General features: G+C 42.9%; 20 protein-coding genes and 1 pseudogene. 8 read left to right on the top strand and 13 right to left on the bottom strand.

From position 1 onward, the window contains the following. Positions 1-197: 197 nt before the first annotated feature. The gene (locus SJY39_RS17870) at positions 198-3,365 is read right to left on the bottom strand and encodes a chitinase C-terminal domain-containing protein (protein WP_016799582.1); all 3,168 of its coding nucleotides are present in this window, start codon (positions 3,363-3,365) and stop codon (positions 198-200) included. Positions 3,366-3,814: 449 nt separating this feature from the next. On the opposite strand from SJY39_RS17870, the gene SJY39_RS17865 reads away from it, so the two are divergent. Continuing rightward, positions 3,815-5,401 carry a BCCT family transporter gene (locus tag SJY39_RS17865; RefSeq protein ID WP_016785965.1) on the top strand — a complete coding sequence of 529 codons (1,587 nt, stop codon included), beginning with the start codon at positions 3,815-3,817 and terminating at the stop codon, positions 5,399-5,401. Between the two features lie 110 nt (positions 5,402-5,511). Here SJY39_RS17865 and SJY39_RS17860 read toward each other — a convergent pair. Continuing rightward, a pseudogene (locus tag SJY39_RS17860) lies at positions 5,512-5,703 on the bottom strand (Rid family hydrolase); the annotation flags it as partial. A gap of 150 nt (positions 5,704-5,853) precedes the next feature. Between SJY39_RS17860 and SJY39_RS17855 the strand changes: the two are divergent. Continuing rightward, positions 5,854-6,300, top strand: coding sequence for a DUF417 family protein (locus SJY39_RS17855; protein ID WP_010430252.1), 447 nt, complete (start codon positions 5,854-5,856; stop codon positions 6,298-6,300). 94 nt (positions 6,301-6,394) lie between these two features. Here the strand turns inward: SJY39_RS17855 and SJY39_RS17850 are convergent, their stop codons facing one another. The 6 genes from SJY39_RS17850 to SJY39_RS17825 all read right to left on the bottom strand — a co-directional run bounded on the left by SJY39_RS17850 (position 6,395) and on the right by SJY39_RS17825 (position 10,858). Continuing rightward, a complete protein-coding gene (locus SJY39_RS17850; protein WP_010430255.1) occupies positions 6,395-6,643 on the bottom strand; it encodes a hypothetical protein in 249 nt (82 codons plus the stop codon). Continuing rightward, positions 6,636-7,166, bottom strand: a complete 531-nt coding sequence (locus SJY39_RS17845) for a GNAT family N-acetyltransferase (protein WP_016797364.1) — start codon at positions 7,164-7,166, stop codon at positions 6,636-6,638. The genes SJY39_RS17850 and SJY39_RS17845 overlap by 8 nt, the downstream gene beginning before the upstream one ends. A gap of 147 nt (positions 7,167-7,313) precedes the next feature. Further along, a complete protein-coding gene (locus tag SJY39_RS17840; protein WP_010430259.1) occupies positions 7,314-7,463 on the bottom strand; it encodes a hypothetical protein in 150 nt (49 codons plus the stop codon). A gap of 92 nt (positions 7,464-7,555) precedes the next feature. Next, complete coding sequence (locus SJY39_RS17835; protein ID WP_010430262.1) at positions 7,556-7,912, bottom strand: hypothetical protein; 357 nt, start codon at positions 7,910-7,912, stop codon at positions 7,556-7,558. Positions 7,913-8,144: 232 nt separating this feature from the next. Then, entirely contained in the window at positions 8,145-9,392 is a 1,248-nt protein-coding gene (locus tag SJY39_RS17830) for a RidA family protein (protein WP_016799583.1), read from the bottom strand. Between the two features lie 581 nt (positions 9,393-9,973). Next, a complete protein-coding gene (locus SJY39_RS17825; RefSeq protein WP_010430267.1) occupies positions 9,974-10,858 on the bottom strand; it encodes an AraC family transcriptional regulator in 885 nt (294 codons plus the stop codon). Positions 10,859-11,050: 192 nt separating this feature from the next. Between SJY39_RS17825 and SJY39_RS17820 the strand changes: the two genes are divergently transcribed. The 6 genes from SJY39_RS17820 (at position 11,051) to SJY39_RS17795 (ending at position 17,088) form a co-directional block, all read left to right on the top strand. Further along, a complete protein-coding gene (locus SJY39_RS17820) occupies positions 11,051-12,199 on the top strand; it encodes an iron-containing alcohol dehydrogenase (protein ID WP_016799585.1) in 1,149 nt (382 codons plus the stop codon). A 258-nt stretch (positions 12,200-12,457) separates the two neighbouring features. Further along, positions 12,458-13,204, top strand: coding sequence for an amino acid ABC transporter ATP-binding protein (locus SJY39_RS17815; protein WP_016799586.1), 747 nt, complete (start codon positions 12,458-12,460; stop codon positions 13,202-13,204). After that, positions 13,204-14,001 carry an amino acid ABC transporter permease gene (locus SJY39_RS17810; RefSeq protein WP_016785331.1) on the top strand — a complete coding sequence of 266 codons (798 nt, stop codon included), beginning with the start codon at positions 13,204-13,206 and terminating at the stop codon, positions 13,999-14,001. Before SJY39_RS17815 ends, SJY39_RS17810 begins: the two co-directional genes overlap by 1 nt. A gap of 12 nt (positions 14,002-14,013) precedes the next feature. Further along, on the top strand, positions 14,014-14,823 hold the full coding sequence (locus tag SJY39_RS17805) for a transporter substrate-binding domain-containing protein (protein WP_016799587.1): 810 nt from the start codon (positions 14,014-14,016) through the stop codon (positions 14,821-14,823). A gap of 177 nt (positions 14,824-15,000) precedes the next feature. After that, positions 15,001-15,924 carry an amino acid ABC transporter permease gene (locus SJY39_RS17800; RefSeq protein WP_010430282.1) on the top strand — a complete coding sequence of 308 codons (924 nt, stop codon included), beginning with the start codon at positions 15,001-15,003 and terminating at the stop codon, positions 15,922-15,924. A 219-nt stretch (positions 15,925-16,143) separates the two neighbouring features. Next, a complete protein-coding gene (locus SJY39_RS17795; protein ID WP_010430284.1) occupies positions 16,144-17,088 on the top strand; it encodes an ADP-ribosylglycohydrolase family protein in 945 nt (314 codons plus the stop codon). A gap of 80 nt (positions 17,089-17,168) precedes the next feature. On the opposite strand, the gene SJY39_RS17790 is transcribed toward SJY39_RS17795, so the two are convergent. The 5 genes from SJY39_RS17790 to SJY39_RS17770 form a co-directional block, all read right to left on the bottom strand. Then, complete coding sequence (locus SJY39_RS17790; protein WP_010430287.1) at positions 17,169-17,720, bottom strand: hypothetical protein; 552 nt, start codon at positions 17,718-17,720, stop codon at positions 17,169-17,171. Positions 17,721-18,001: 281 nt separating this feature from the next. Beyond that, entirely contained in the window at positions 18,002-18,433 is a 432-nt protein-coding gene (locus SJY39_RS17785) for a GNAT family N-acetyltransferase (RefSeq protein WP_010430290.1), read from the bottom strand. A 43-nt stretch (positions 18,434-18,476) separates the two neighbouring features. After that, positions 18,477-18,902 (bottom strand): N-acetyltransferase, encoded by a 426-nt coding sequence (locus SJY39_RS17780; RefSeq protein ID WP_010430294.1) that lies wholly within the window; start codon positions 18,900-18,902, stop codon positions 18,477-18,479. A gap of 135 nt (positions 18,903-19,037) precedes the next feature. Beyond that, a complete protein-coding gene (locus tag SJY39_RS17775) occupies positions 19,038-19,376 on the bottom strand; it encodes a zinc ribbon domain-containing protein YjdM (protein ID WP_010430297.1) in 339 nt (112 codons plus the stop codon). Between the two features lie 198 nt (positions 19,377-19,574). Continuing rightward, the gene (locus tag SJY39_RS17770; protein WP_010430301.1) at positions 19,575-20,738 is read right to left on the bottom strand and encodes a threonine/serine exporter family protein; all 1,164 of its coding nucleotides are present in this window, start codon (positions 20,736-20,738) and stop codon (positions 19,575-19,577) included. Positions 20,739-21,135: the final 397 nt, after the last annotated feature.

The following is a 21,135-nucleotide window of genomic DNA, read 5'->3' as shown; positions in this document are numbered from 1 at the left end:
ATATCATATTTGTCAGTTTTACTGAACGAACGTCGCTATTTTTAAGGCTTTCTATACGCAATCTGTGACTTATAGCAAAAACGCCGAACTGGATTCAGTGCGGCGTTTTAATTTTACTTTTAGAATAAGCTAATACATTGATAATTTGGGATAATACATTCATATCTATTATCAATTATTGCGTTCTTACCATTGTCTTACGAACAAACTTTAGTCCAACTGCCATCGCTACCCGGTTCGGAACTTGTCCACCAATTTGCTTGGTAAATACTACCGTTGTACACCACTTGGTCACCTGTATTTGCATGGCTTGAGTTACCCGCCCAATCGTTCTGAGGTAAATCAGGATAAACGACTATACCTGCCGTATCACAAGTACCAGGACTAGTGCCGCCATCACCAGGGTTGCCTCCACCAGAACTAATATCACCGAGTGGTAAGTCTGGTTGCTCAAAGCTAAAGGCATAATCGACTCCGTTCACGCTCACAGCATAGTTAGCAGGGCCCGAGATTGGCAGGTAATACACCATATCTAGCTCATACACACCACCTGCAGGAAGTTCTTCCCAAGTCGGCAAAGTAAACGCTACTCGATGCATGGTTCCATCTAATCCACCAATGTTATCCGCACGAGTATGACCCGAAGCAATCACAGTTAAACCACCACCAGATTGATCTTTTGCATTGTCAGGCGCCGATACTGGAATATCGAATTGAAACTCGGTACCGCCAGGAAGTGCTTGCCCTGTGTTGTTTGTAAACGTGATCTTAGGATTGATTGGGTAGTTTTGGTCACCGACTTTGAAGCCACCAACTGAAACCGTAATATCTAACGCTTCTGTCGGGATAGCACCAGTCGCCACTTTGTTTCCGTATGGAGTCGCAGACTTAAACTTATCGTAGATAGCTTTCGTCATTGTATTACCCATGTGGAACTCACCGTTACCGCTGTTACACGCTTGTTCTGTCGTATCGATTGAAGTTCGGTTGCCACTCGCATCGAGTACATAACAGTTATAATCACCTGCTAGTTCCCAGAACATGATACCGCCGATCTCTTTGTCGATAACGTAGTCTGCTTTCACATCAATAGACTGTTTATCTTCCGTTGAAAGGAATACGCCCTTCTCTGCATTCCACAACCAAGGAGCAACCGCCACGCTGTCATAGTTACGCGTGTAAGTACCTGCTAAAACATCCGACGGATCATTTACAGGATCAAGCTTGTAAGCCTCAGCGTAAGAACCCCAAATACCTTTCTCTAGGTTCTTAGCGTGCCACATTGGGTTAGAGCCCGCGCCCATTTCGTTGCCTTTCGGATCGGTATCGTGCCACATGTTATCGATACCAATAGCGCCATGACCACAGTTGTTCTTCTCACCTTCACCGGTGCCTGCTGAACATTCAGCTTGGTTTGGTAGGGCAGCTCGACCCCAAAGACCATTTTCGCCACCTGTCACACCTTGCCAGCCACGAGTGTAATAAGGCACACCGATGTTAATACGACCTGCTGGCATAGAGCCACGGAAGTAATGGTAAGCCCAATCGGTGTTCAGGTAACCGATACCACCGTAAGCCGCAGTACCGTAAACGTTCCACTGTGCTAACTCTGAGTCTTTACCTGTATCAAACAACGCAGCGTTATGACCTACGTGATCGTTCCACGCACCGTGAAGATCATAAGACATGATGTTTACGTAATCGAGGTATTTGGTTACATCGAATGTTTCCATACCGCGCAGTAGGTAACCAGAAGAAGGAGCCGCGATCGTTAACATGTAGTGATTGCCATCTTCAGCAGACGCCACATCAAGCTTCTCACGCAACACTTTCATCAACACTTGGTACGAAGCCCACAGGTATTGACGACGCGGCTCCATGAAGTCTTTGTCGTACGGATTACCGGCACCCGCCATAGAAGTTGGGTATTCGTAATCGATATCCAGACCATCGAACTGGTACTTACGCAGCATTTCAACCGCTGAAGTGGCGAATGTTTCGATACCTTGATGGTTAATAGAACCGTCGGCGTTGGTCGTCATTGTGTAGAAACCACCATCAGCCACTCGGCTACCGTCAGTGGCGAAGTGACCACCCGTTTCCGCCCAGCCACCGATTGAGATTAAAGTCTTAACATCGTGTTTTTTCTTAGCGGTCGCTAATGCACCGAAGTGGCCTTTGAAGCCTAAGTTAGGATCAACTTCAACGCCCGGCCACTCTTTACCAACCGCTGCGTTGTTCGGATCGTTCACATCACCCACGTTTACTTTGCCATCTGAGCCAATGCTCACGAAAGCGTAGTTAATGTGTGTGAGTTGTTCCCAAGGGATGTCATTTACTAGGTAAGCAGCTTGTGGGTCATCCCCTGCACGCCAGCTGGTGAAGTAACCAATGACACGACGTGGGTGATCCGCGCCCATTTTCTCACGGCCTTCATCATCGTAAATAGTACAGTAAGGAACATCGACACCTTGGGTTTGATATAAGCCATCAGGTCGACAAGTGCTCACCGTTGGTGTGCCATTCACCGTCAAAGAAGCCAGCGCTGAATCTGTCGTTGCGCCTTGATTGTCAGTCGCTTTTACGTAAACCGCTAAAGAACCCGCTTGAGTGGTTGTGTAATCAAGCGTGTAAGGGTTAGTTGCAGCTGTGCCAATAAGAGCGCCTGCCACATAGAAATCTACTTTGTCAACCGTGCCATCGCTGTCTGCTGCTGTTGCGGTAAGCGTTACTACACCACCAACATCGACCGAAGCTGCTGAAAGCGCAACCGAAACTGTCGGCGCTTCATTCCCTGGCTGTGCTGAATCAACAGATACAGAAACCGCGCTTGCAACACTCGCTGCGCCTTCATTGTCCGTTGCAACAACTGAAACTTGATGGTTGCCAGACGTTGCAGACCAAGCTGCATCGAATGGTGCCGATGTCACAACCGCGACCGAAGCACCATCGACAAAGAATTCCACGGAAGCAACACTGCCATCAGCATCGAGTGCTGTTGCGCTTAATACGACATTGTCGCCTTCAACAATTACATCTGATGCCGTTGGTGCTGTTAACGAAGCCGTTGGTGCTTCATTTGGTGTACCACCGCCTCCATCCCCGCTACACACATCTAGCTTTTTCCACTGTGCATAGTCACCTTCAAATTGGCTTGGGTTGTTGTTTTGATTCCAGTAATTTGCTGAGTACGCGCTGCCGTCATGTGAAACCTGATCACCACCGGTGTATACCGTGGCAGAGTCCCACGTTTCTAACGTTGAACAATCAACAGCCGCATAACTGTTGAACGCCATCAAGCATGACGCGGTGAGAGTACTGAGTGTAAAAACCGTCTTGGCCACTCTTCCTTGGTTTAGGTGCATGTTAGCTATCCCTTAAGTTGTTGTTTCAAGATGTTTAATTTAAATGGGGCTTTACTTACCACTTAAATCTCTTCGCAAAACAACTGTAGGTAACAACGTAAATTAAACACCTAAAATATTCTTTATTTATAAAATGACTCGCATTAATTTGCTGTATGCATGCAATGACTCGACACTTATTTTGCACCAACAACTAATATTAATTTATTTCGGAAAGCTAAAAATAACGTATCTAAAATCGGGAATGTGATCTGGATTCAAGACAAAACTCGCGTTAAAACTAGCCAAAAAGTAGAGATTTACAGTCGATTCAAGCTTCTTTTATGAATTCGCCCACTTTTTGGTAACAAATGTGTTAGTATCTGCGGCTTTTTTGACGAACCTCACATTACTATGCAAGTGTGAGAGAAATACATAGGCTTAAAAGAGCCAAATTTAGCGGAGAAATAATGTCCAACTTGACGCAAGTCGCCAACGAAAACATCAACGCAGAATCTACTTCTATCGATTTCAATAAAGCTCAATCTTTGGGTGAAAAACTGGAACTCGGAAACCCAGTCTTCTGGCTTAGTGGCAGTTTTTTAACCCTCTTTGTCGTACTCGCCTTCACCAACACCTCCGTGTTGTCCGAACTTGTTAACATCGGCTTCAACTACTCTACCAAGTGGTTCGGTGCTTTCTGGCAAGTCCTTCTACTTCTCAATTTCATTATCGGCTTAGTGCTAGCACTAGGACGTACAGGCCACGTTCGTTTAGGAACGCTTGCCTTGCCTGAAATGACCACTTTTAAATGGATGTCTATCGTCTTATGTACGCTGCTAGCCGGCGGTGGTGTGTTCTGGGCAGCCGCAGAGCCAATTGCTCACTTTGTTTCAGCACCGCCACTTTATGGCAATGCTGATCCTCAAGCGATGGCGTTCAACGCTCTATCACAATCTTTCATGCACTGGGGTTTCCTTGCATGGGCCATCTTAGGTGGCTTATCTTCTATCGTACTAATGCATCTGCATTACGATAAAGGCCTCCCTCTTAAGCCCCGTACTCTTCTTTACCCTGTCCTTGGCGACAAAGCGATTAACAGCTGGGTTGGTAACGTAGTCGACGCATGCAGCATTGTGGCTGTAGCCGCAGGTACTATCGGCCCTATTGGTTTCCTTGGCCTACAAATCAGTTACGCCCTGAGCGAACTGTTTGGCATTTCCGACAGCTTTGCAACTCAAAGTATCGTTATTATCTTTGCTATCGCAATGTACACGCTTTCTGCTTTGAGCGGCGTGAACAAAGGCATCCAACTGGTTAGCCGTTACAACATCATCTTATCAGTGTGCCTAATCGGCTACATTCTGCTAGTAGGCCCAACGAGCTTTATCATTGATGGCTATCTACAAGGTATGGGCGAAATGGTGGATAACTTCATCCCAATGGCACTCTACCGCCAAGATACAGCGTGGCTAGGTGGCTGGACGGTATTCTTCTGGGGTTGGTTCTTAGGCTATGGTCCGATGATGGCAATTTTCATTGCTCGTATCTCACGTGGCCGTACGATTCGCCAAATGATCGTTTCTATCAGCATCGTTGCACCGCTAGTAACGTGTTTTTGGTTCAGTATCGTTGGTGGTAGTGGTCTAGCGTTTGAATTAGAGAACCCAGGCGTAATTTCTAGCGCGTTCGAAGGCTTCAACCTTCCTGCTGTGCTACTGGCAATTACCGCTCAACTGCCGTTCCCTACTTTGATTGCGATTCTGTTCCTTATCCTGACGACCACGTTCATCGTGACAACAGGTGACTCGATGACTTACACCATCAGTGTGGTAATGACAGGCACTACAGAACCAAATGCAGCCGTACGTACCTTCTGGGGTATCATCATGGGTGCAGTAGCAATTGCGCTTATCTCAATGGGTTCTGGCGGTATCTCCGCTCTACAGTCGTTCATTGTGATCACAGCCGTTCCGGTATCGTTTATCTTACTGCCATGCTTATGGCACGCACCGAAGATCGCGAAACAGATGGCCAGAGATCAAGGTCTCGCTTAATGCCTAATCCGATTTAGTTTCGGGTAGCGTTTAAAACGAAAAAGCCACTCAAGTGATTCACCTGAGTGGCTTTGTTTTATCGGTTTGTTACTTGTATTAACGAATTCCGCTTATTGAAACTTTTCACCCGCAGCAGCCATGAACGACTTTTCAACCAATAGCTCAGGATTTGCGAGTTCTGCTTTTGCACATGCACGGCTTGGTGCACAGCCTTCAGGGAACCATGAATTCCATACTTCATTAAATACATAAAAGTTAGTGAAATCAGTCAGATAAACAATCACTAACTGAATTACGTTACGCACAACATCACTTTTTTTCCATTATAATCGAGACGATAAAGGGACATGTATAAGCTACCTAGATAAATTCACTAATTATCATCATCACAGCGAAATTAAATTTTTACTTGTACGGTCATATTCAAGGATTTTATTAAATGGAGTATTTTTATGCATGTTCAAACCTATGATTTAAAACAGAGTAATTGGGGATATAACCTTGGCGTGATTGGTGTCGCATTGGTGTTAACTTGGATTGGAATCTACAAATTTACCCCAACCGAAGCTATGCTCATTGAACCCCTTATCGCTAATCACCCTGCGCTGAACTGGCTCTACAGCCTATTCTCAGTACAAGCGGTTTCAAATATGGTTGGTGGTGCAGAAATTATCGTGGCTGTTGGGTTAATCGTAGGATTCATTAACTCTAGAGTGGCCTTTTATTCTGGCATCGCAGCAGCGGCTATCTTTGCCGTAACACTGAGCTTCCTAATTACAACGCCAAATACTTGGAAAGTATCGGATGGCATCTTAGTTACTAATTTCTTCCTAGTGAAAGACATCCTGTTTTTAGCGATCGCTATTAGCGTAATCGAACGTAACAAATCTCAGAAGTAACCGTAAATCTATAAGTTGCCGTAACATTAAACCTTGAAATAAAAAGGCTCGAAGCTGGCTAGAAGGACACTGCCAGCTTCTAATGTATAAAGTTTTACTCTGTACTAGCATCGTGACTAAAGCCCTGTCTTGTCACCAAGCCCCATTTTTCGCCCTGATATTGATCTTCTACGTAGTTACCTGAGGTGTAGTCACTAATAACCCCTTTCCAAAACTTAACAGCATGCTCGTCTGGTTTATCTCCGATGATCTTTGTATTGATTCGCACAACAATTGATGTGAGCGCATCTTGTCTAAATTTATTATCTCTTTGATGATAGAACAAATAATAAATATCAAACATTCACTGAAGAAGATATAGCCTTACGATAATGATTGGCGTCTTGGTTTTGCCCTTTAAATACAACGTAATTCTCTACATGCGCAACTAAGTCAAAACCGGCCTTGGATAAAATTTTATTCGAACCGACATTACCTACTAGCGCATAGGCATCAACATATTTAAGGGAGGATTGCTCGGCCAAGTAGATAAGTAACTTCCTCACCGCGTTAGACGCAATACCTTTAGAACCAAATGCGTGCCCCACTCGATAACCTAGTTCTCCACTTTCAGCGTTCTGGTCGATATCACGAACGTTGATTCGCCCACATATAGTGCCATTAGCGTCTTTGACCAACATAGGAATCATCTCGCCATTATCGTATCCAGTTAGAAAGCTCATGACTTGCTCGGCAGCACCCGCATTGGAATAGAAACGGTCTTCCCGTGCTGGAACAAATTGCTCAAACCACTCTCTATTTTCGACTTCAAACTCCAATAAAGCACTGACATCGCTTGGGTGAAGTAAGTGTAAAAATACATCCATAATCAATACTCTATCGCTTATCTAACAAGCCATTTTAAACACTGATACTAAAATCACAATCGAACCTAAGAGATTATACCGTGAGAGTTCAGGTGAGTTGGAATGATGAGAGTTAATACTGAATCAAAGATTATAAGGATTAACTTATCAAAACAGTCCAACTAAAATAACCGAAAACAACACACCACCGAAAAAACTCGGTGCGTGAAATGACTGGACTTTAGCTTTCATACTCTCTCTAGCTATTTCTTCTTGGTAAGTCTTAACGGCAAGTTCTTTTACGTAATTATTTTGCATAATAAGCTCCTTTTAAATGGTTAAGAGAAGCTTAAGACTTGAAGTTAGGTTGAGGTAAAGCAAAAAATCAGATTAATTGAACACTTTTTTTGTTACTCGAGGATTACCTTGAACACATCGTTATTTACACCGCCAACATCCACTAACCCTCCCGGTTTCATAAGAAGCGTGGTATTCAATTGCCGTGTTGAACGTGGCTCTTTCGTTTCTCTAATCACTAACATATTAATCAAGAACTCAGAGTCTTGCTTTGATATTGAGCCTGAAAAAGTCACGCTTTCAACTCTATCTGCAAGTATAGAATTAAATGTTTTGTCTTCTAACACACCCGCGGAGATCGATTTATCGCCATAAAAAAGTGTGATGGTTGTTGGGTCAGGTGCCAACTCTTGCTTGGATGAACACCCCATAATAGCTAGGCACAACATTAAAATAACTCTAAATTGCATAAACTGAATTTCTTACGTTAAGCATCTGTTTTTCATATTAAAACACTTCAACTCTATAAACACCATATCTCTGGGATAAGCTTAGTTGTATTACTTCGAGTAACTTGTGTTAAGAGGCTTAATGAAGGGGATATTTCTTGGAATGGGGCCACTAATCAGAGAATCGGCTCTGGTTCCTTGTTAGGAACTAGAGCCTGAATTTAAATGCTTTTATCGAAGGGGTTCAATTGATCTAAGCGAGGACGTCTTGTGGAGGTGTACCTTCACAGTTAGAAACGACTGCATCTATTTGCACTAAAGCATTCATAGGAATCTTTGAAACCCCTACCACTGTTCTTGCCGGTAAGTCAGCATTAAAGAACGTAGTGTAGATCTCGTCTACCACATCAATATCTGAAACATCTTTAAGCTGAATATTAATTTTCACCGTATCGTCCATCCTATGGTCAACACTTTCAATGATCGCCTTAATATTCTTAAGGCATTGTTCAACTTGCTCTTTTATGCCACCTGAAACTATTTCATTGGTTTTCGGATCTAGTGGTAGTTGACCAGAAATATGATTGTAGTGAGAGAAAGCAACGGTGTGAGAATAAGGCATGAATGGCGCATCAACTGTATTATTAGCTTCAATAACCAGTAAGCAAGTGTCTTCTGGCAGTTGTGGCGGTGTGCCATCGCCATGTGAAACGGATGTATCAATTTGAATTAAAGCGCCCATTGGTAATTCTGCTGCATTAACAACGGTACGAGCAGGAACATAGCTTGGGAAGAATTTAGCACAAACTTCATTTACCACTTCCGTATCTGCGATATTTTTTACGTATATAGTCGTTTTAACCACATCACTCATGACATGACCGATGCTTTCTAGAATCGCTTTAATGTTTGATAGACATTGTGACGTTTGCGCTTCGATACCACCATCAACCAACTCACCTGTATTTACATCGATAGGCAATTGAGCCGAAAGGTTGTTGTAGTGAGAAAAAGCCGCTGTCTGCGTCGATACAGCACTCTGAGGTGCATTATCTGTATTTCTTGATACCTTAACTAGTGTGCAAGGTGCTTGTGGTTTAGTGCCTTCACCGTTTGAAATCAAAGCATCCATTTGAACTAGTGCATCGCTGTTTTGCAGTGCAGTTACACCGACAACGGTACGTGTAGGCATGCTGTTGTTAAAGAAGCTTTTGTAAACTTCATCGATAGCATCGATATCAGAAATATTCTTAACGAAAACATTAACCTTCACTACATCATCCATAACATGGTCGATGCTTTCAACAATGGCTTTAATATTATTTAAGCATTGTGCTGCTTGGTCTTTAATATCACCAATCACAACTTCACCTGTTTTAGGGTCAACAGGTAATTGAGCTGAAAAGTTATTATAATGAGAAAAAGCGACCGTTTGTGTAGATACAGAATTTGTTGGTGCGTTTTCAGTATTTCTTGAAATTTTAATGATATCGCTACTCATAGGAATTATCCTTTAAATAATATAGGAATACGTATTTATAGTGAACAATCGTATTAGAAAGAATGATTAAAGTAGCGCCATGTTAAGTGAATTATTAGAGGGTAAACGTGATATCCATCAGACTCTCAGTTGACTATAAATCAGCAAGTTACAGAATAATTAGTCATCAAACGACTAATTATCCATGATAAGGGGCTTTATCGAGTGCTAGATTATCTTTATTTTTTAATCATTCAATAATCATGAATACAATCTCAGAAAGAACGAGGGATATTTTTCGCAATTTAGATTATATTTGATAAGTTGTTCACACTAATAGTCCTAAAATGCTCTTACTAGATTAATTATCGCGCTAACTATCTTATATACGTGCATAAACTCTTAGGCTAGTTAACTAATTATTTACAGGGCTACTGTTATGTAAATACATTAATAATATATTCGATAATCCAATACCAACAAGATGACAATATCCATAATTAGATACATTTACTCATATAATTAAACAAATGTGAGACTCAGGGGAAATACATGAGAAAAGTGGTTGTGAACCAAGTAGTAACGCTTTCTAGAAAGAAAAACTACACCGCTCTTGGCGTGGTATTGAAGTGACGCTTAAATTCACGGCTGAATTGGGATGGGCTCGAATAACCGACTCGACGTGCAGCATCGCTGATACGAAGGCCTTCTAGCTGAATCAGTTCTTTGGCTTTGTTGAGTCTTACCTTTTTCAAATATTGAAGTGGTGACTCAAAGGTGACATTACGAAAAGCATTATGGAAGGCAGACACACTCATGTTGGCTTCGTCGGCAAGCGATTGAACAGTGATGGTTTGGTCATACTCTTCATGCACTTTAGACAGCGCTTTAGCGACACGTGCGTAATGGCCGTCATGATGAGCTAAGTCAAACAGCACACGCCCTTCTGTACCGGTTAATGCGCGGTAGACAATTTCCGTCACCATGGCATCACCCAATATGTTGGCTTCGATGTCGCAATGCAGCATTTTGACCAACCGAGTAAAGCTCTCTAGCATCTGCTCTTCCATTGGCGTCGATTCTAAGCCACTCGAATTCTGTTTGTGCTTGTTGCAGTAGCTCTCTAGGAAGCCTTGGTCTTCGAGCTTTTTGACTAAGCTATGCAAGCGCTGAGAGTCGATACTGATCGACAAACCAAGCAATGGCTCACCATTAACAGGCAAGGCTTCGCACTCCAATGGCATTGGCACACCGACAACTAGATAGTCGCCCGCAGCATATGTGACAGGCCTGTCACCAATATAGATGTTCTTTTTACCTTGTCCGAGCATGATAATACCTGATTGGTAAGTGAAGGGTTGACGCAGATTCCCGACACTGCTCCTGTACAGCCATACACCGCCAATTTCAGTTTCTCTGATTCCTTCAAGATCATCCCAACCTTTGTGTTCTACATAAGACTGTAATAAATGCGCGAGTGTTTTCATAAGTGGCGACTTTCCATTCCAAGTGCTAAGAATATGTAAACTAGAGTAGATTAGAATATCAATTTTGTAGAAATAGGCAATTTATTTGGAGAATCAGCTCTTCATTACCCTGATTTACTGTACTAATATGCAAATATAGAAATTGAGCAATGAACCAAAATAATAAATTCAGCTTTACACAAGGAACTTAGAATGCAATTCACTTATGTTAATCCTACTGTTATCCACTTCGGTCAAGGCCAAGTCAACGCTATCAGCCAAGCGGTTGATACTTCAAAGAAAGTACTTGTCATCTACGGTGGCGGTTCAATCAAAAGCAACGGCGTTTACGATCAAGTAGTCGCTTCACTTAAAGATCACGCTTGGATTGAGTTCTCTGGCGTTGAAGCGAACCCAACAAAAGAAACATTAGACAAAGCAGTCAATCTTGCTAAAGAAGAAAACGTAGAGTTCATTATCGCTGTTGGTGGTGGTTCAGTAATCGACGGTTCTAAATACGTTGCTGCAGCGGCTAAATACGACGGCGACGGTTGGGACATCTTAGCGGGTAAACACCAGGTAACAGAAGCGACACCAATTGGCGCAGTACTTACGCTTCCTGCGACAGGTTCTGAATCTAACATGGGTGCGGTAATCACTCGTAAAGAGACACAAGAAAAACTGGCCTTCATGAACCCTGCTGTTCAACCTAAGTTTGCGGTTATGGACCCAGATGTAATGAAGTCTCTTCCAGAACGCCAACTGATTAACGGTTTGGTTGATGCTTGGGTACACGTATGTGAGCAGTACATCACAATGCCAACAAACGCGATGGTTCAAGATGGTTACGCAGAAACACTGCTGAAAAACCTACTTGTGCTTGGCAAGCAATATGACGAGCGTGACAACGACGCATGGCGTGCAAACCTAATGTGGACAGCAAACCAAGCGCTCAATGGCTTAATTGGTACAGGTGTTCCTCAAGATTGGGCAACGCACATGATTGGTCATGAGTTCACAGCACTATGGCACGTCGACCACGCTCGCTCTCTTGCGATCGTTCAACCTTCATTACTTCGCAACCAAATCGAAGCGAAGCGCGGCAAGCTAGAGCAAATGGGTCGTAACGTATTTGGCCTAGAAGCAGGAGCTGATCTAGCAGAACGCACTATCGATGCAATCGAAGCGTTCTACCACAGCCTAGATGTACCAACTCAGTTCGATGGCTATGAAACAAATAAAACAGCAGCAGTCGATAAAGTTGTCGCTCAACTTGAATCTCACGGTTACCTAGAGCTGGGCGAGAACAAAGCGATCACGCCAGCAAAAACACGTGAAATCTTAGAGTCTGCAATTCAATAAGAATTGCTAAAACTATAAGAAAGATAGGGTAAACGATAAATCAAAGCTGATGCGGTCAGTGTGATAAATCACAAAACATGATTTGTGCCGTCACACTGAACTAATTTCTTTATTATCTCGTACATCAAAAAACAGTGCTCAATTTGGGCGCTGTTTTTTTGTTTGCCCTACATGATGTTATTAAATTCTCATAAGCTCTTAATTTTATGTGCAATCACATTTCTATATTGTTAAGGTAAACCTGTCTCTTTACTAGGTATGAACAACGATTTGAACAATCTCAAGGAAATGGTTAAGTTTAAGTCACTTAACAAGTGGTATGGTGGTTTTCATGCCCTAAAGGATATCGATTTAAAGATTGAACAGGGAGAAATAGTGGTGATTTGCGGACCGTCTGGTTCGGGTAAATCAACCTTGATCCGCTGTATCAATCAGCTAGAACCCTTCGAGAGTGGCGAGCTTTTCGTGCTAGAACAAGCGCTCCCGTGTAAGTTCAACACTCCTGGCCAGGTTGGAATGGTGTTTCAGCACTTCCATTTATTCCCCCATCTTACTGTGCTTGAAAACCTGACTCTGTCTCCGATTCGTACGCTCAAGAAAAGCAAAGAAGCAGCAGAGAAAACGGCGATGCATTATCTCGAATGTGTACACATTGCAGAGCAAGCGAATAAGTACCCAGCTCAGCTTTCTGGTGGCCAACAACAACGTGTTGCGATTGCTCGCTCTCTTTGTATGAAGCCTGAACTTCTATTGTTTGATGAACCAACATCTGCGCTTGATCCGGAAATGATCAATGAAGTGCTTGATGTGATGGTTGAGCTTGCCAGTGAAGGGATTACCATGGTGTGTGTGACACATGAAATGGGCTTTGCAAAGCGTGTTGCCGACCGTGTCATATTTATGGATGAAGGACAAATCGTGGAATCCAATACACCACAATGCCTGTTCGAGAATCCTCAACACGAGCGTACTCAAGCGTTCCTAAATCAGATTCTGACTTACTGATGCTGCTTAAAATAGTGAAGCCTGCCCTATCTGCGTTAGTACAAATTGTTGTACTCGCGGCAGCTGTTATCTGGATCCTCGATTCTGGCGCACAAGCCATGGGATACAGCTGGCAGTGGGAACGCGTGCCCGACTACATTGCCTTTTATGAAGACGGCGAATGGTGGCCTGCAGAATTGATGGAAGGGCTACTCGTTACCATCAATATCTCTTTGATTTCTTTGGTCGCTACGCTAGTTATTGGTTTAACTACAGCTTTGCTACGAAATTCAAATTCCGCAGTTGGACGCACTTTAGCCACCAGTTATGTCGAGTTGATTCGCAATACCCCACTATTGGTACAAATTTATTTGCTCTATTTTGTGTTTGGCCCCGTATTAGGGCTGGATCGTTTTAGCACAGCCGTTTTAGCCTTAGCACTTTTCCAAGGTGCATATACCGCTGAGATATTTAGGGCTGGTCTGAACGGTATTGCAAAAGGACAATTTGAAGCCGCTCAATCTTTGGGCTTATCAAAGACCTATACTTATTGGGATGTGATTCTTCCTCAGGTAATTCAACGCACCTTGCCACCTTTGACAAATGAAGTCATATCTCTTATTAAAAATTCTTCGATTGTGAGTGTCATGGCAATTTTCGACCTAACAACCGAAGCCAGAAACATCGTTTCTGAAACCGCGATGCCATTTGAGATTTGGTTCTCTGTGGCGATCATCTATCTTGCTCTTACACTTTCACTTTCTGCCGTTGCAGCTTGGCTTGAGCATAAGCTCGGAGCTAACTGGCGAACACAATAAGGATTTATCAGCATGAAGCTATTTAAAACCGCAATTACAGCTCTACTTGCGCTTGCCGTAAGTTTGCCTGCACTTGCTTCTGAAACGCCAAACCTAGATAAAATCAACGAACGTGGCTCTCTACGTGTTGGTATGTCGACTTTTGTACCTTGGGCAATGCGTAACAAACAGGGCGACCTTGTTGGCTTTGAAATCGATGTGGCAAAACGCCTCTCTGAAGATTCAGGCTGGAAAGTTGAGTTCGTACCGACGGCGTGGGATGGGATTATTCCTTCTCTACTGTCGAACAAGTTTGACGTGATCATCGGTGGTTTATCGATCACTGAAGCACGCTCTAAGAGTGTGCTGTTTACTGAACCTTACTCTCATTCAGGTGTTCAATTAGCAGCAAACAAGGAACTAGCTGAAGGCTTTACACAGATCTCTGATTTCGATTCTCGTCGTGTGAAAATTGCAGCACGTCGCGGCGCATTCACGGTTCAAGTGGCTCGTGAAACTTTCCCGAAAGCGAAAGTACTTCAGTTCGATGACGATGCTCAAGCGTTCCAAGAAGTGCTAAACGGCAATGCACACGCAGTTATCGCATCTAGCCCGAAACCTGAGCACGAAACAATCAAAAACGCAGACACTCTATTCATCCCATTTGAAGAACGCCTATCAAAAGGTAATGAAGCATTTGCTGTGCGCCTAGGTGAAACAGACAAAACTGAGTTCTTCAACGCGTGGATCAAAGCACGTACTGAAGACGGTTGGTTGAAAGACCGTTACGAGTACTGGTTCTCTACTCTAGATTGGCAAGATCAGATTGCTCAAGGTCAGTAATATGAAACTGAGCTCATTTTTTAATATGAGCTAATCTGTCGAATCTAAATAAAGGTAGTGCGCTGTTTGCACTGCCTTCTCATCGAAAACTTAAGTAGCCTTTTTAAGTAGCTTTATTTGATTCGTTTTAGATCCAAGCAACAACCCAATAATAATTAATGTTTAAACAGGAATGACGTGAGTAGTACTAGCGCATTATCAACGCCCAAGCCCAACCTTCACACGAAGCCTTGGTATCAACGCCTCAATCTATTAGATGGAGTGTTGTTTGCCATCATTTGTGCGTTCGCAGGTTGGCTTTATTATCGTTCTTCTGTCGGTATCAACTATCAGTGGCGATGGGAAGACGCGTTCACATTAATTTTTATTCCACCTTCTCAAGGCAGTATTCCTTACTTCTTCCAAGGCTTGGTCGCAACATTGCGTTTGAGCTTGTGGAGCATGGTGTTAGCGCTCTCTTTCGGTACCTTGTTAGGGGTAGCAAGACACTCTAAGATCGCTTTCTTCAAAACACCTGCGTTGATTTTCATTCAATTGGTTCGAAATATTCCGCCATTGGTATTTGTGTTTATCTTTTACTTCTTTGTCTCTAACCAGCTGATCCCTCTACTTGGTTTAGAAAGCATTTTACGTGAACACAATGGAGAAATTAACGCTGTTCAAGATTTCCTATTTGGGCCTGCAAACCTTTGGGAAAACTTAGCCTCTGGTGTTATCTGTATTGGCCTGCTCTCTTCAGCTTATATCGCTGAAGTGATTCGAGCTGGTTTAGAAAGCATTCCTAAAGGGCAATGGGAAGCGGCTGATTCACTCGGGTTGTCGGCATTCTCTAAATATCGATTTGTAGTTGGCCCTCAGGTATTAACGGCGATTACGCCACCTTTGGCAGGTCAGGCAATTTCGCTAGTGAAAGACACCTCAATTGTGTCACTGATTTCTATTCAAGAGATGACGTTTGTTGGCACCGAAATGGCGAACTCTTCCGGTTTGATCTTCGAGATCTGGCTGATTGTAGGCGCGGTTTACTTCGCACTATGTTTCACCCTTTCACGTATTTTCAAAGTCATCGAACAACGTTCGAGTGTTTACCTTAACCGTTAAAATTAATGTTTATTTTCGCGTGAATTCGAGCGTCAGATCGATGGCCAACATCAACACCTAATTGATAATATTCATCAACTTAACCTGATTGGTTTAACTCATTGACCAATCAGGATTAATTCGCTAAAAACTATCTATCGAAACACAGCAAACCCCTCATTTAAACACTATACTTTCAGTACCCAATTTCATTGATTCTTCTCAAGGACTTCACTCAGCATGGACAATCATAAACAAAGAGCTTTTTGCGCCGTTGTGGGCGCATTGGTTGGAGACGCTGCTTCAATGGGGCTGCATTGGCTGTATGACCAAGAGAGGATCTTACAGGTAGCTGGCTTTGAGCCAGAATTTCGTTCGCCAAACCAGTTCGATTATCAAGACAAAGGATATTTCGCGCACCAAGGAAAAACCGCAGGCGATCAATCGCAATACGGTGCTCAGTTATTGGCGATGGTCGACAGCCTAGTCGACAATCAACAGTACAATGAAGCGAGTTACATTAAACACTTCCGCTTCTGGTTTGATTTTGGTGGCAGCTGGCAAGGCTACATTGATAAAGCCACTCGTATGAGCTTGCTGAACATACATCAATTAGAGCTAGCTGATGCCCCAATCACTGCTTGTGGCGCAGATGACACCCAGCTACCTGCTGTTTCAAAGCTAATTCCTTTGGTGGCGTGTACTTACACTTCTCACACTTTACCAGCGATGGTCGATAGCGCAGTGCGAGTCACCAACAATAACGATAAAGCGGTAGAGTGGGCACAAGCCATCACACTACTGATTCAAGCTGCGATACAAGGTAATTCACCACTACAATCGGTAGAAATGGTAAGACAAACCTGCAGCAAGTTTATACACGATCAAATCGATGAAGCACTGGCTGAACCTGAGCTTTCAATAACAGATGCCGCGAAGAAGTTTGGACTGCATTGTGAACTGAGTGCCGCGTTCCCACTGCTGATTCGCATCATTGCGGGTGCTCAGAATTATAAACAAGGCATTCGCGACAACATCTTATGTGGCGGTGACAGTTGCGGGCGTGCAATTGTGATTGGCGCGGTATTAGCGGCGTGTTTCTACGAAGAAGATGGCGCGATTCCAACTGAGTGGCTTAGTAAGGTAAACCTTAATGGCGGTGTATTGTCTCTGCCGATTGAATAACATTTTTCGTTCAAGAATCAATGACTATGGCAATAACGTAAAGGTGCCATAGTCATCTAATCAACGAATCATCCAGTCAGCTAGCCTTCAAAATCACTGACTTCCCATTTATTGCTCACTTCGTTCGTCAACAATTCCTGAAAAGGTTCAACATCTTTCTGTTCCCACAAGTCAACTTGCACATTGAAAAAACGGTCTTTCTGTTGAGTCGCATAAACAAACAGTGGAGAGACCGTTACAGCGTTCTCCTTAATGGTATGCTCAATACCTAAGTCAACGCTAAGAAATGATTTACCACCATTGACAGCAAGGCCACGACGCATATTGCATCGGAACTGCGTTAAGATGTAATTTCCCGGTTTGATACCATCAAACAGTGCGTATTTAGCGTCTTCATATACAAACATACGTAGGGTTTGTGGTTCAGAACCAACCAAGTTCCCATCAATTTTTTCTTTTAAATCAAATACGAAGGTTTCACATGGGTATGTCGAGTCGTGCTTAGAGATAATCGTTGCAATAGCGAGTGCACCATTTCCCTGTGGTTCTGACAATGTATCTGTAGCTGTATTTGGAAGTGTTTTACAACCTGTAATCCCGATAGCCAATGCAGCAATTAAAAAACGTTTCATATAAAGCCTTTATTATTATCAATGAAATCATGCGCAGACACTATCATTAAAAACAAAGACTCCAACCACAAATTTATAAAAGAGTGATATTGTTAACATTGTTTTATTTATCAATAACTAACATAAAAAATCTCCACTTTGATTTATCCAATAGAGTCACTTTCAAGGAAGATCTCTTCAAGTTGTTCATTGTTAACTAAGAGGCGTTTGTAGATACACCTCCCATGTCTATGAATGCATTTTTATGCCAGTCGTTTAAATGTTATCCGTTTAAAGAATATCTATTTACGCCACATATAGACAAACTGGTCGTTTTGCGAGGTGATTTCAAAGCCAAACCTCAAGTACAACTCCCCAACTCGATTACCTTGTAAATAACACAACGCCACAGGCTTATTGAGTTTGGCTGCTTGAGCTAAGCAATCCGTTAAAACTTGGCTACCAATGCCCTTTCCATGATACTCAGGTAACAAAAAGAATCGGCAAAAATAGAAGTGATCGTCTTTGTCTTGAAGTAACACACTGCCAATCGCTTTGCCTTGATGTTCAATGATCTCGGGCCGTTCTTCAGCCCACTCTTCGGCGTGTATATCTCGTTGAACTTGCTCATCCCAACCAAATACAGCCTTGATTGGCTCAAACTCCGCGGCTTTTTTTAGATCGAACAGAAATTCATAATCTGATGACTGAGCGGGTCTTATCGAATACTTCAAAATATCTCCATATAAATCCTATTCCCGCCAACTAATCGTCTGACTAAGCCCTACAATACATGGTGTACTCTTGATGCCCTGTGTGCTCATCGGCTTGTTCACTTACGATCTTAAAACCTTGAGAAAGGTAGAACTCAATGGTCGCTTGATTCTCTTTGTACACATTCAATAACAAGTTCGGACATTCAAGCTTGGCATGTTGCATGAGCTGTTTCCCGATGCCACTCCCTTGATGCTCAGGGCGGACAAAGATCGCCGCTAGTATCCCTTCGTAAAGTGAATAGAAGCCGCGAACCTGACCATTGACTTGATACACATAGCTCTGTGATGCAGGAATATATAGGTCGCGCATATTAGCCACTTGCGACTCCCAAAACTCAGGAGTCACAAAGTCATGGGCTTTTATCGAGGCGGTTAACCAAAGATTTAAAACGGCTTCAATATCGGCTGGGTTGTACTCTCTAATCATCTTAATTCTCAGGCAATTAATATTGTTTAAACTGCGAACCAATATGCCAAGAAGCGACGTAAATTCATTGAAGATTTACGACAATGTCCCAGTCAGAATTATTGAACGGTAATGATAGACCAATACCATTGGCCGCTATTGTTTCTTAACGTATTTCGCCGTAACGAGCATTTCACCGCCACCATCCAGCTTGCAATCTAACTGATGATCTTTGCCTTCACTAATTCGTCTGATTACCGCTTTAGTGCCTATTTTCAGTACAGAAGAACTGCCTTTAATTTTTAGATCTTTAATGAAGGTAACTTTATCGCCAGTGTCTAATACAACACCATTCACGTCCTTTACACGCGCGGCTTCTCTTTCTAAACGCTCCTCTTCTGGGTTCCATTCATAGGCACACTCAGGGCAGATTAGGTTGTTTTGGTCTGGATAGACATATTCAGATTGGCATTGCGGACAAGGAGGTAAAGACATACGTTAATACTTAATTTAAATAGAATTTACGTCCATTTTAATGACTCTTGCTAGGCTTAGCGAGCACAAACCTAACAAATTATCTCAAGATAAACCTAACGTCGGAAAAGAGCGGCTCTGAAACGGACAAACACAGCCGCTAAGCTGTGTTTGTTTATGAATCGAGTGTGCCTGAGCGACAGTTGTAAGCTAGTCAGATTAACGCTCTACTTTTGGTGAGTAGATCGAATACGCCGTGATTTGTCCTGCCACAATCGCGGAGAACATAAACAGCGCCGATAAACCGATACTCGGGATCGGCAAGATTGATTGCTCAAACACAGATTGACTCGCACTCACCAATACTCGGCTACCCGGAACCAAGATGATGATACCCTGCACGATGTAAATAGAGCCGGTGAGCTCCATCTTTTTAGCAATCCAAGTTCCGTACAAAGTAATAAGAACCGTGGTTACCCAAGTACCCACAACCCAACCACTATCAAAACCAAGGTAGAACGGCCCCCACATGCCAAGAACCGCAACTGGCAAGCCAAGCAAAATGTCTTTAGGGCGCGCATTGAACATTACCCCGATAGACACAGAGATCAGCACTAAACCCGATATATGCATCCACGTGGGCACTGCATTGATATAGTCAATAGAGACCGCTTGTCCCCATATCGCTTCACCAATATTGAGACCCATGATAATCCCAACAAACAATTTGATTAGGGTTAAGGCACTCTGGCCGAGCAAACTAGTACCTGAAACTAAATCATTAAAGGCCAAACACTCTAAAGCGTTGGCTATAGATAAACCGGGGACAAACAAGACGATAGAGGCAATACACAACGCCCAAACAGGTATTGGTAGCCCTGTACTCGCTAAAAAAGCCACGAAGATACCCGTTAACAAAGCTGAGATGAACTCAACCGCGATAGCACGACGTGAATGAAGAACTTGCTGACAGACCCAAACCATTAAACCCAACAACGCAGAGAAACCGACCGCTTCCAGCGTACTGCCAACTAGCATTAAATACGCAGGTGGAATCCCCATATTGGCAAGTGCAGTCACAAATTTAGAGTAACCGACAGGCTCTGGGACTGGTTCGCTACTAGGCTGATTAATACGAATGATGGTATTGGCCAACAAACTCAGATTAATTGAAGCTGGCTTTAGACGCTTAAGAATTACGGCGTTGTTATCGTCTGGGAATTGATAATTGATCGCGGTTGGCGTCGCTTGAATCATTACATCAACGCCGTGCTTTTTTGCATAGAATTGTGTATATTTTTCAAGCTTATACGGAGCACAACCACTGCGGTGAAGAGTATCACCAATTTCAACAATTTTGTTAATTCGGTACTGAGAAGGCATGGGTATTTGAGGCGAGACAAAATGTGCGGCAAATGTACCAAACGATAGACGGAATGACGAGACTTTTGCGTGAATTATCAACTAAATTCGTTACTTTTTTCGTCAAAGACTTAGAAGCATCGATAACTCCACTTATTTGTAATTAGTTTAATGAATATAACGCATCGTTCGAAAGTTAAAACTATGCATCCACACTGTTATTAAAATACTCGAAAATTCGGTTTAGAATCAATTTGTGTTAACACACGTAACCTCGAACTTTGCTCTTACTTTGGACCTATTTGGGATATAAATGGCCACCAATGTAACTTTATCGAATCGAATGAAACGCTTCCCTATTACAAATAATGGTTATCTAGATAACGGTTATTTGAGAGCCTCCTGCTTAACGAGATTT

Source organism: Vibrio sp. R78045 (assembly GCF_042466085.1).
GTDB lineage: Bacteria > Pseudomonadota > Gammaproteobacteria > Enterobacterales > Vibrionaceae > Vibrio > Vibrio cyclitrophicus.
The sequence above is the reverse complement of the archived record's forward strand: the minus strand, read 5'-3'. Positions and strand labels throughout refer to the sequence as shown.

Excerpts from the sequence above, each read along its gene's own strand:
- SJY39_RS17870 (WP_016799582.1), bottom strand. The coding sequence starts at position 3,365 with ATGCACCTAAACCAAGGAAGAGTGGCCAAGACGGTTTTTACACTCAGT.
- SJY39_RS17865 (WP_016785965.1), top strand. The coding sequence starts at position 3,815 with ATGTCCAACTTGACGCAAGTCGCCAACGAAAACATCAACGCAGAATCT.
- SJY39_RS17855 (WP_010430252.1), top strand. The coding sequence starts at position 5,854 with ATGCATGTTCAAACCTATGATTTAAAACAGAGTAATTGGGGATATAAC.
- SJY39_RS17850 (WP_010430255.1), bottom strand. The coding sequence starts at position 6,643 with ATGTTTGATATTTATTATTTGTTCTATCATCAAAGAGATAATAAATTT.
- SJY39_RS17845 (WP_016797364.1), bottom strand. The coding sequence starts at position 7,166 with ATGGATGTATTTTTACACTTACTTCACCCAAGCGATGTCAGTGCTTTA.
- SJY39_RS17840 (WP_010430259.1), bottom strand. The coding sequence starts at position 7,463 with ATGCAAAATAATTACGTAAAAGAACTTGCCGTTAAGACTTACCAAGAA.
- SJY39_RS17835 (WP_010430262.1), bottom strand. The coding sequence starts at position 7,912 with ATGCAATTTAGAGTTATTTTAATGTTGTGCCTAGCTATTATGGGGTGT.
- SJY39_RS17830 (WP_016799583.1), bottom strand. The coding sequence starts at position 9,392 with ATGAGTAGCGATATCATTAAAATTTCAAGAAATACTGAAAACGCACCA.
- SJY39_RS17825 (WP_010430267.1), bottom strand. The coding sequence starts at position 10,858 with ATGAAAACACTCGCGCATTTATTACAGTCTTATGTAGAACACAAAGGT.
- SJY39_RS17820 (WP_016799585.1), top strand. The coding sequence starts at position 11,051 with ATGCAATTCACTTATGTTAATCCTACTGTTATCCACTTCGGTCAAGGC.
- SJY39_RS17815 (WP_016799586.1), top strand. The coding sequence starts at position 12,458 with ATGAACAACGATTTGAACAATCTCAAGGAAATGGTTAAGTTTAAGTCA.
- SJY39_RS17810 (WP_016785331.1), top strand. The coding sequence starts at position 13,204 with ATGCTGCTTAAAATAGTGAAGCCTGCCCTATCTGCGTTAGTACAAATT.
- SJY39_RS17805 (WP_016799587.1), top strand. The coding sequence starts at position 14,014 with ATGAAGCTATTTAAAACCGCAATTACAGCTCTACTTGCGCTTGCCGTA.
- SJY39_RS17795 (WP_010430284.1), top strand. The coding sequence starts at position 16,144 with ATGGACAATCATAAACAAAGAGCTTTTTGCGCCGTTGTGGGCGCATTG.
- SJY39_RS17790 (WP_010430287.1), bottom strand. The coding sequence starts at position 17,720 with ATGAAACGTTTTTTAATTGCTGCATTGGCTATCGGGATTACAGGTTGT.
- SJY39_RS17780 (WP_010430294.1), bottom strand. The coding sequence starts at position 18,902 with ATGATTAGAGAGTACAACCCAGCCGATATTGAAGCCGTTTTAAATCTT.
- SJY39_RS17775 (WP_010430297.1), bottom strand. The coding sequence starts at position 19,376 with ATGTCTTTACCTCCTTGTCCGCAATGCCAATCTGAATATGTCTATCCA.
- SJY39_RS17770 (WP_010430301.1), bottom strand. The coding sequence starts at position 20,738 with ATGCCTTCTCAGTACCGAATTAACAAAATTGTTGAAATTGGTGATACT.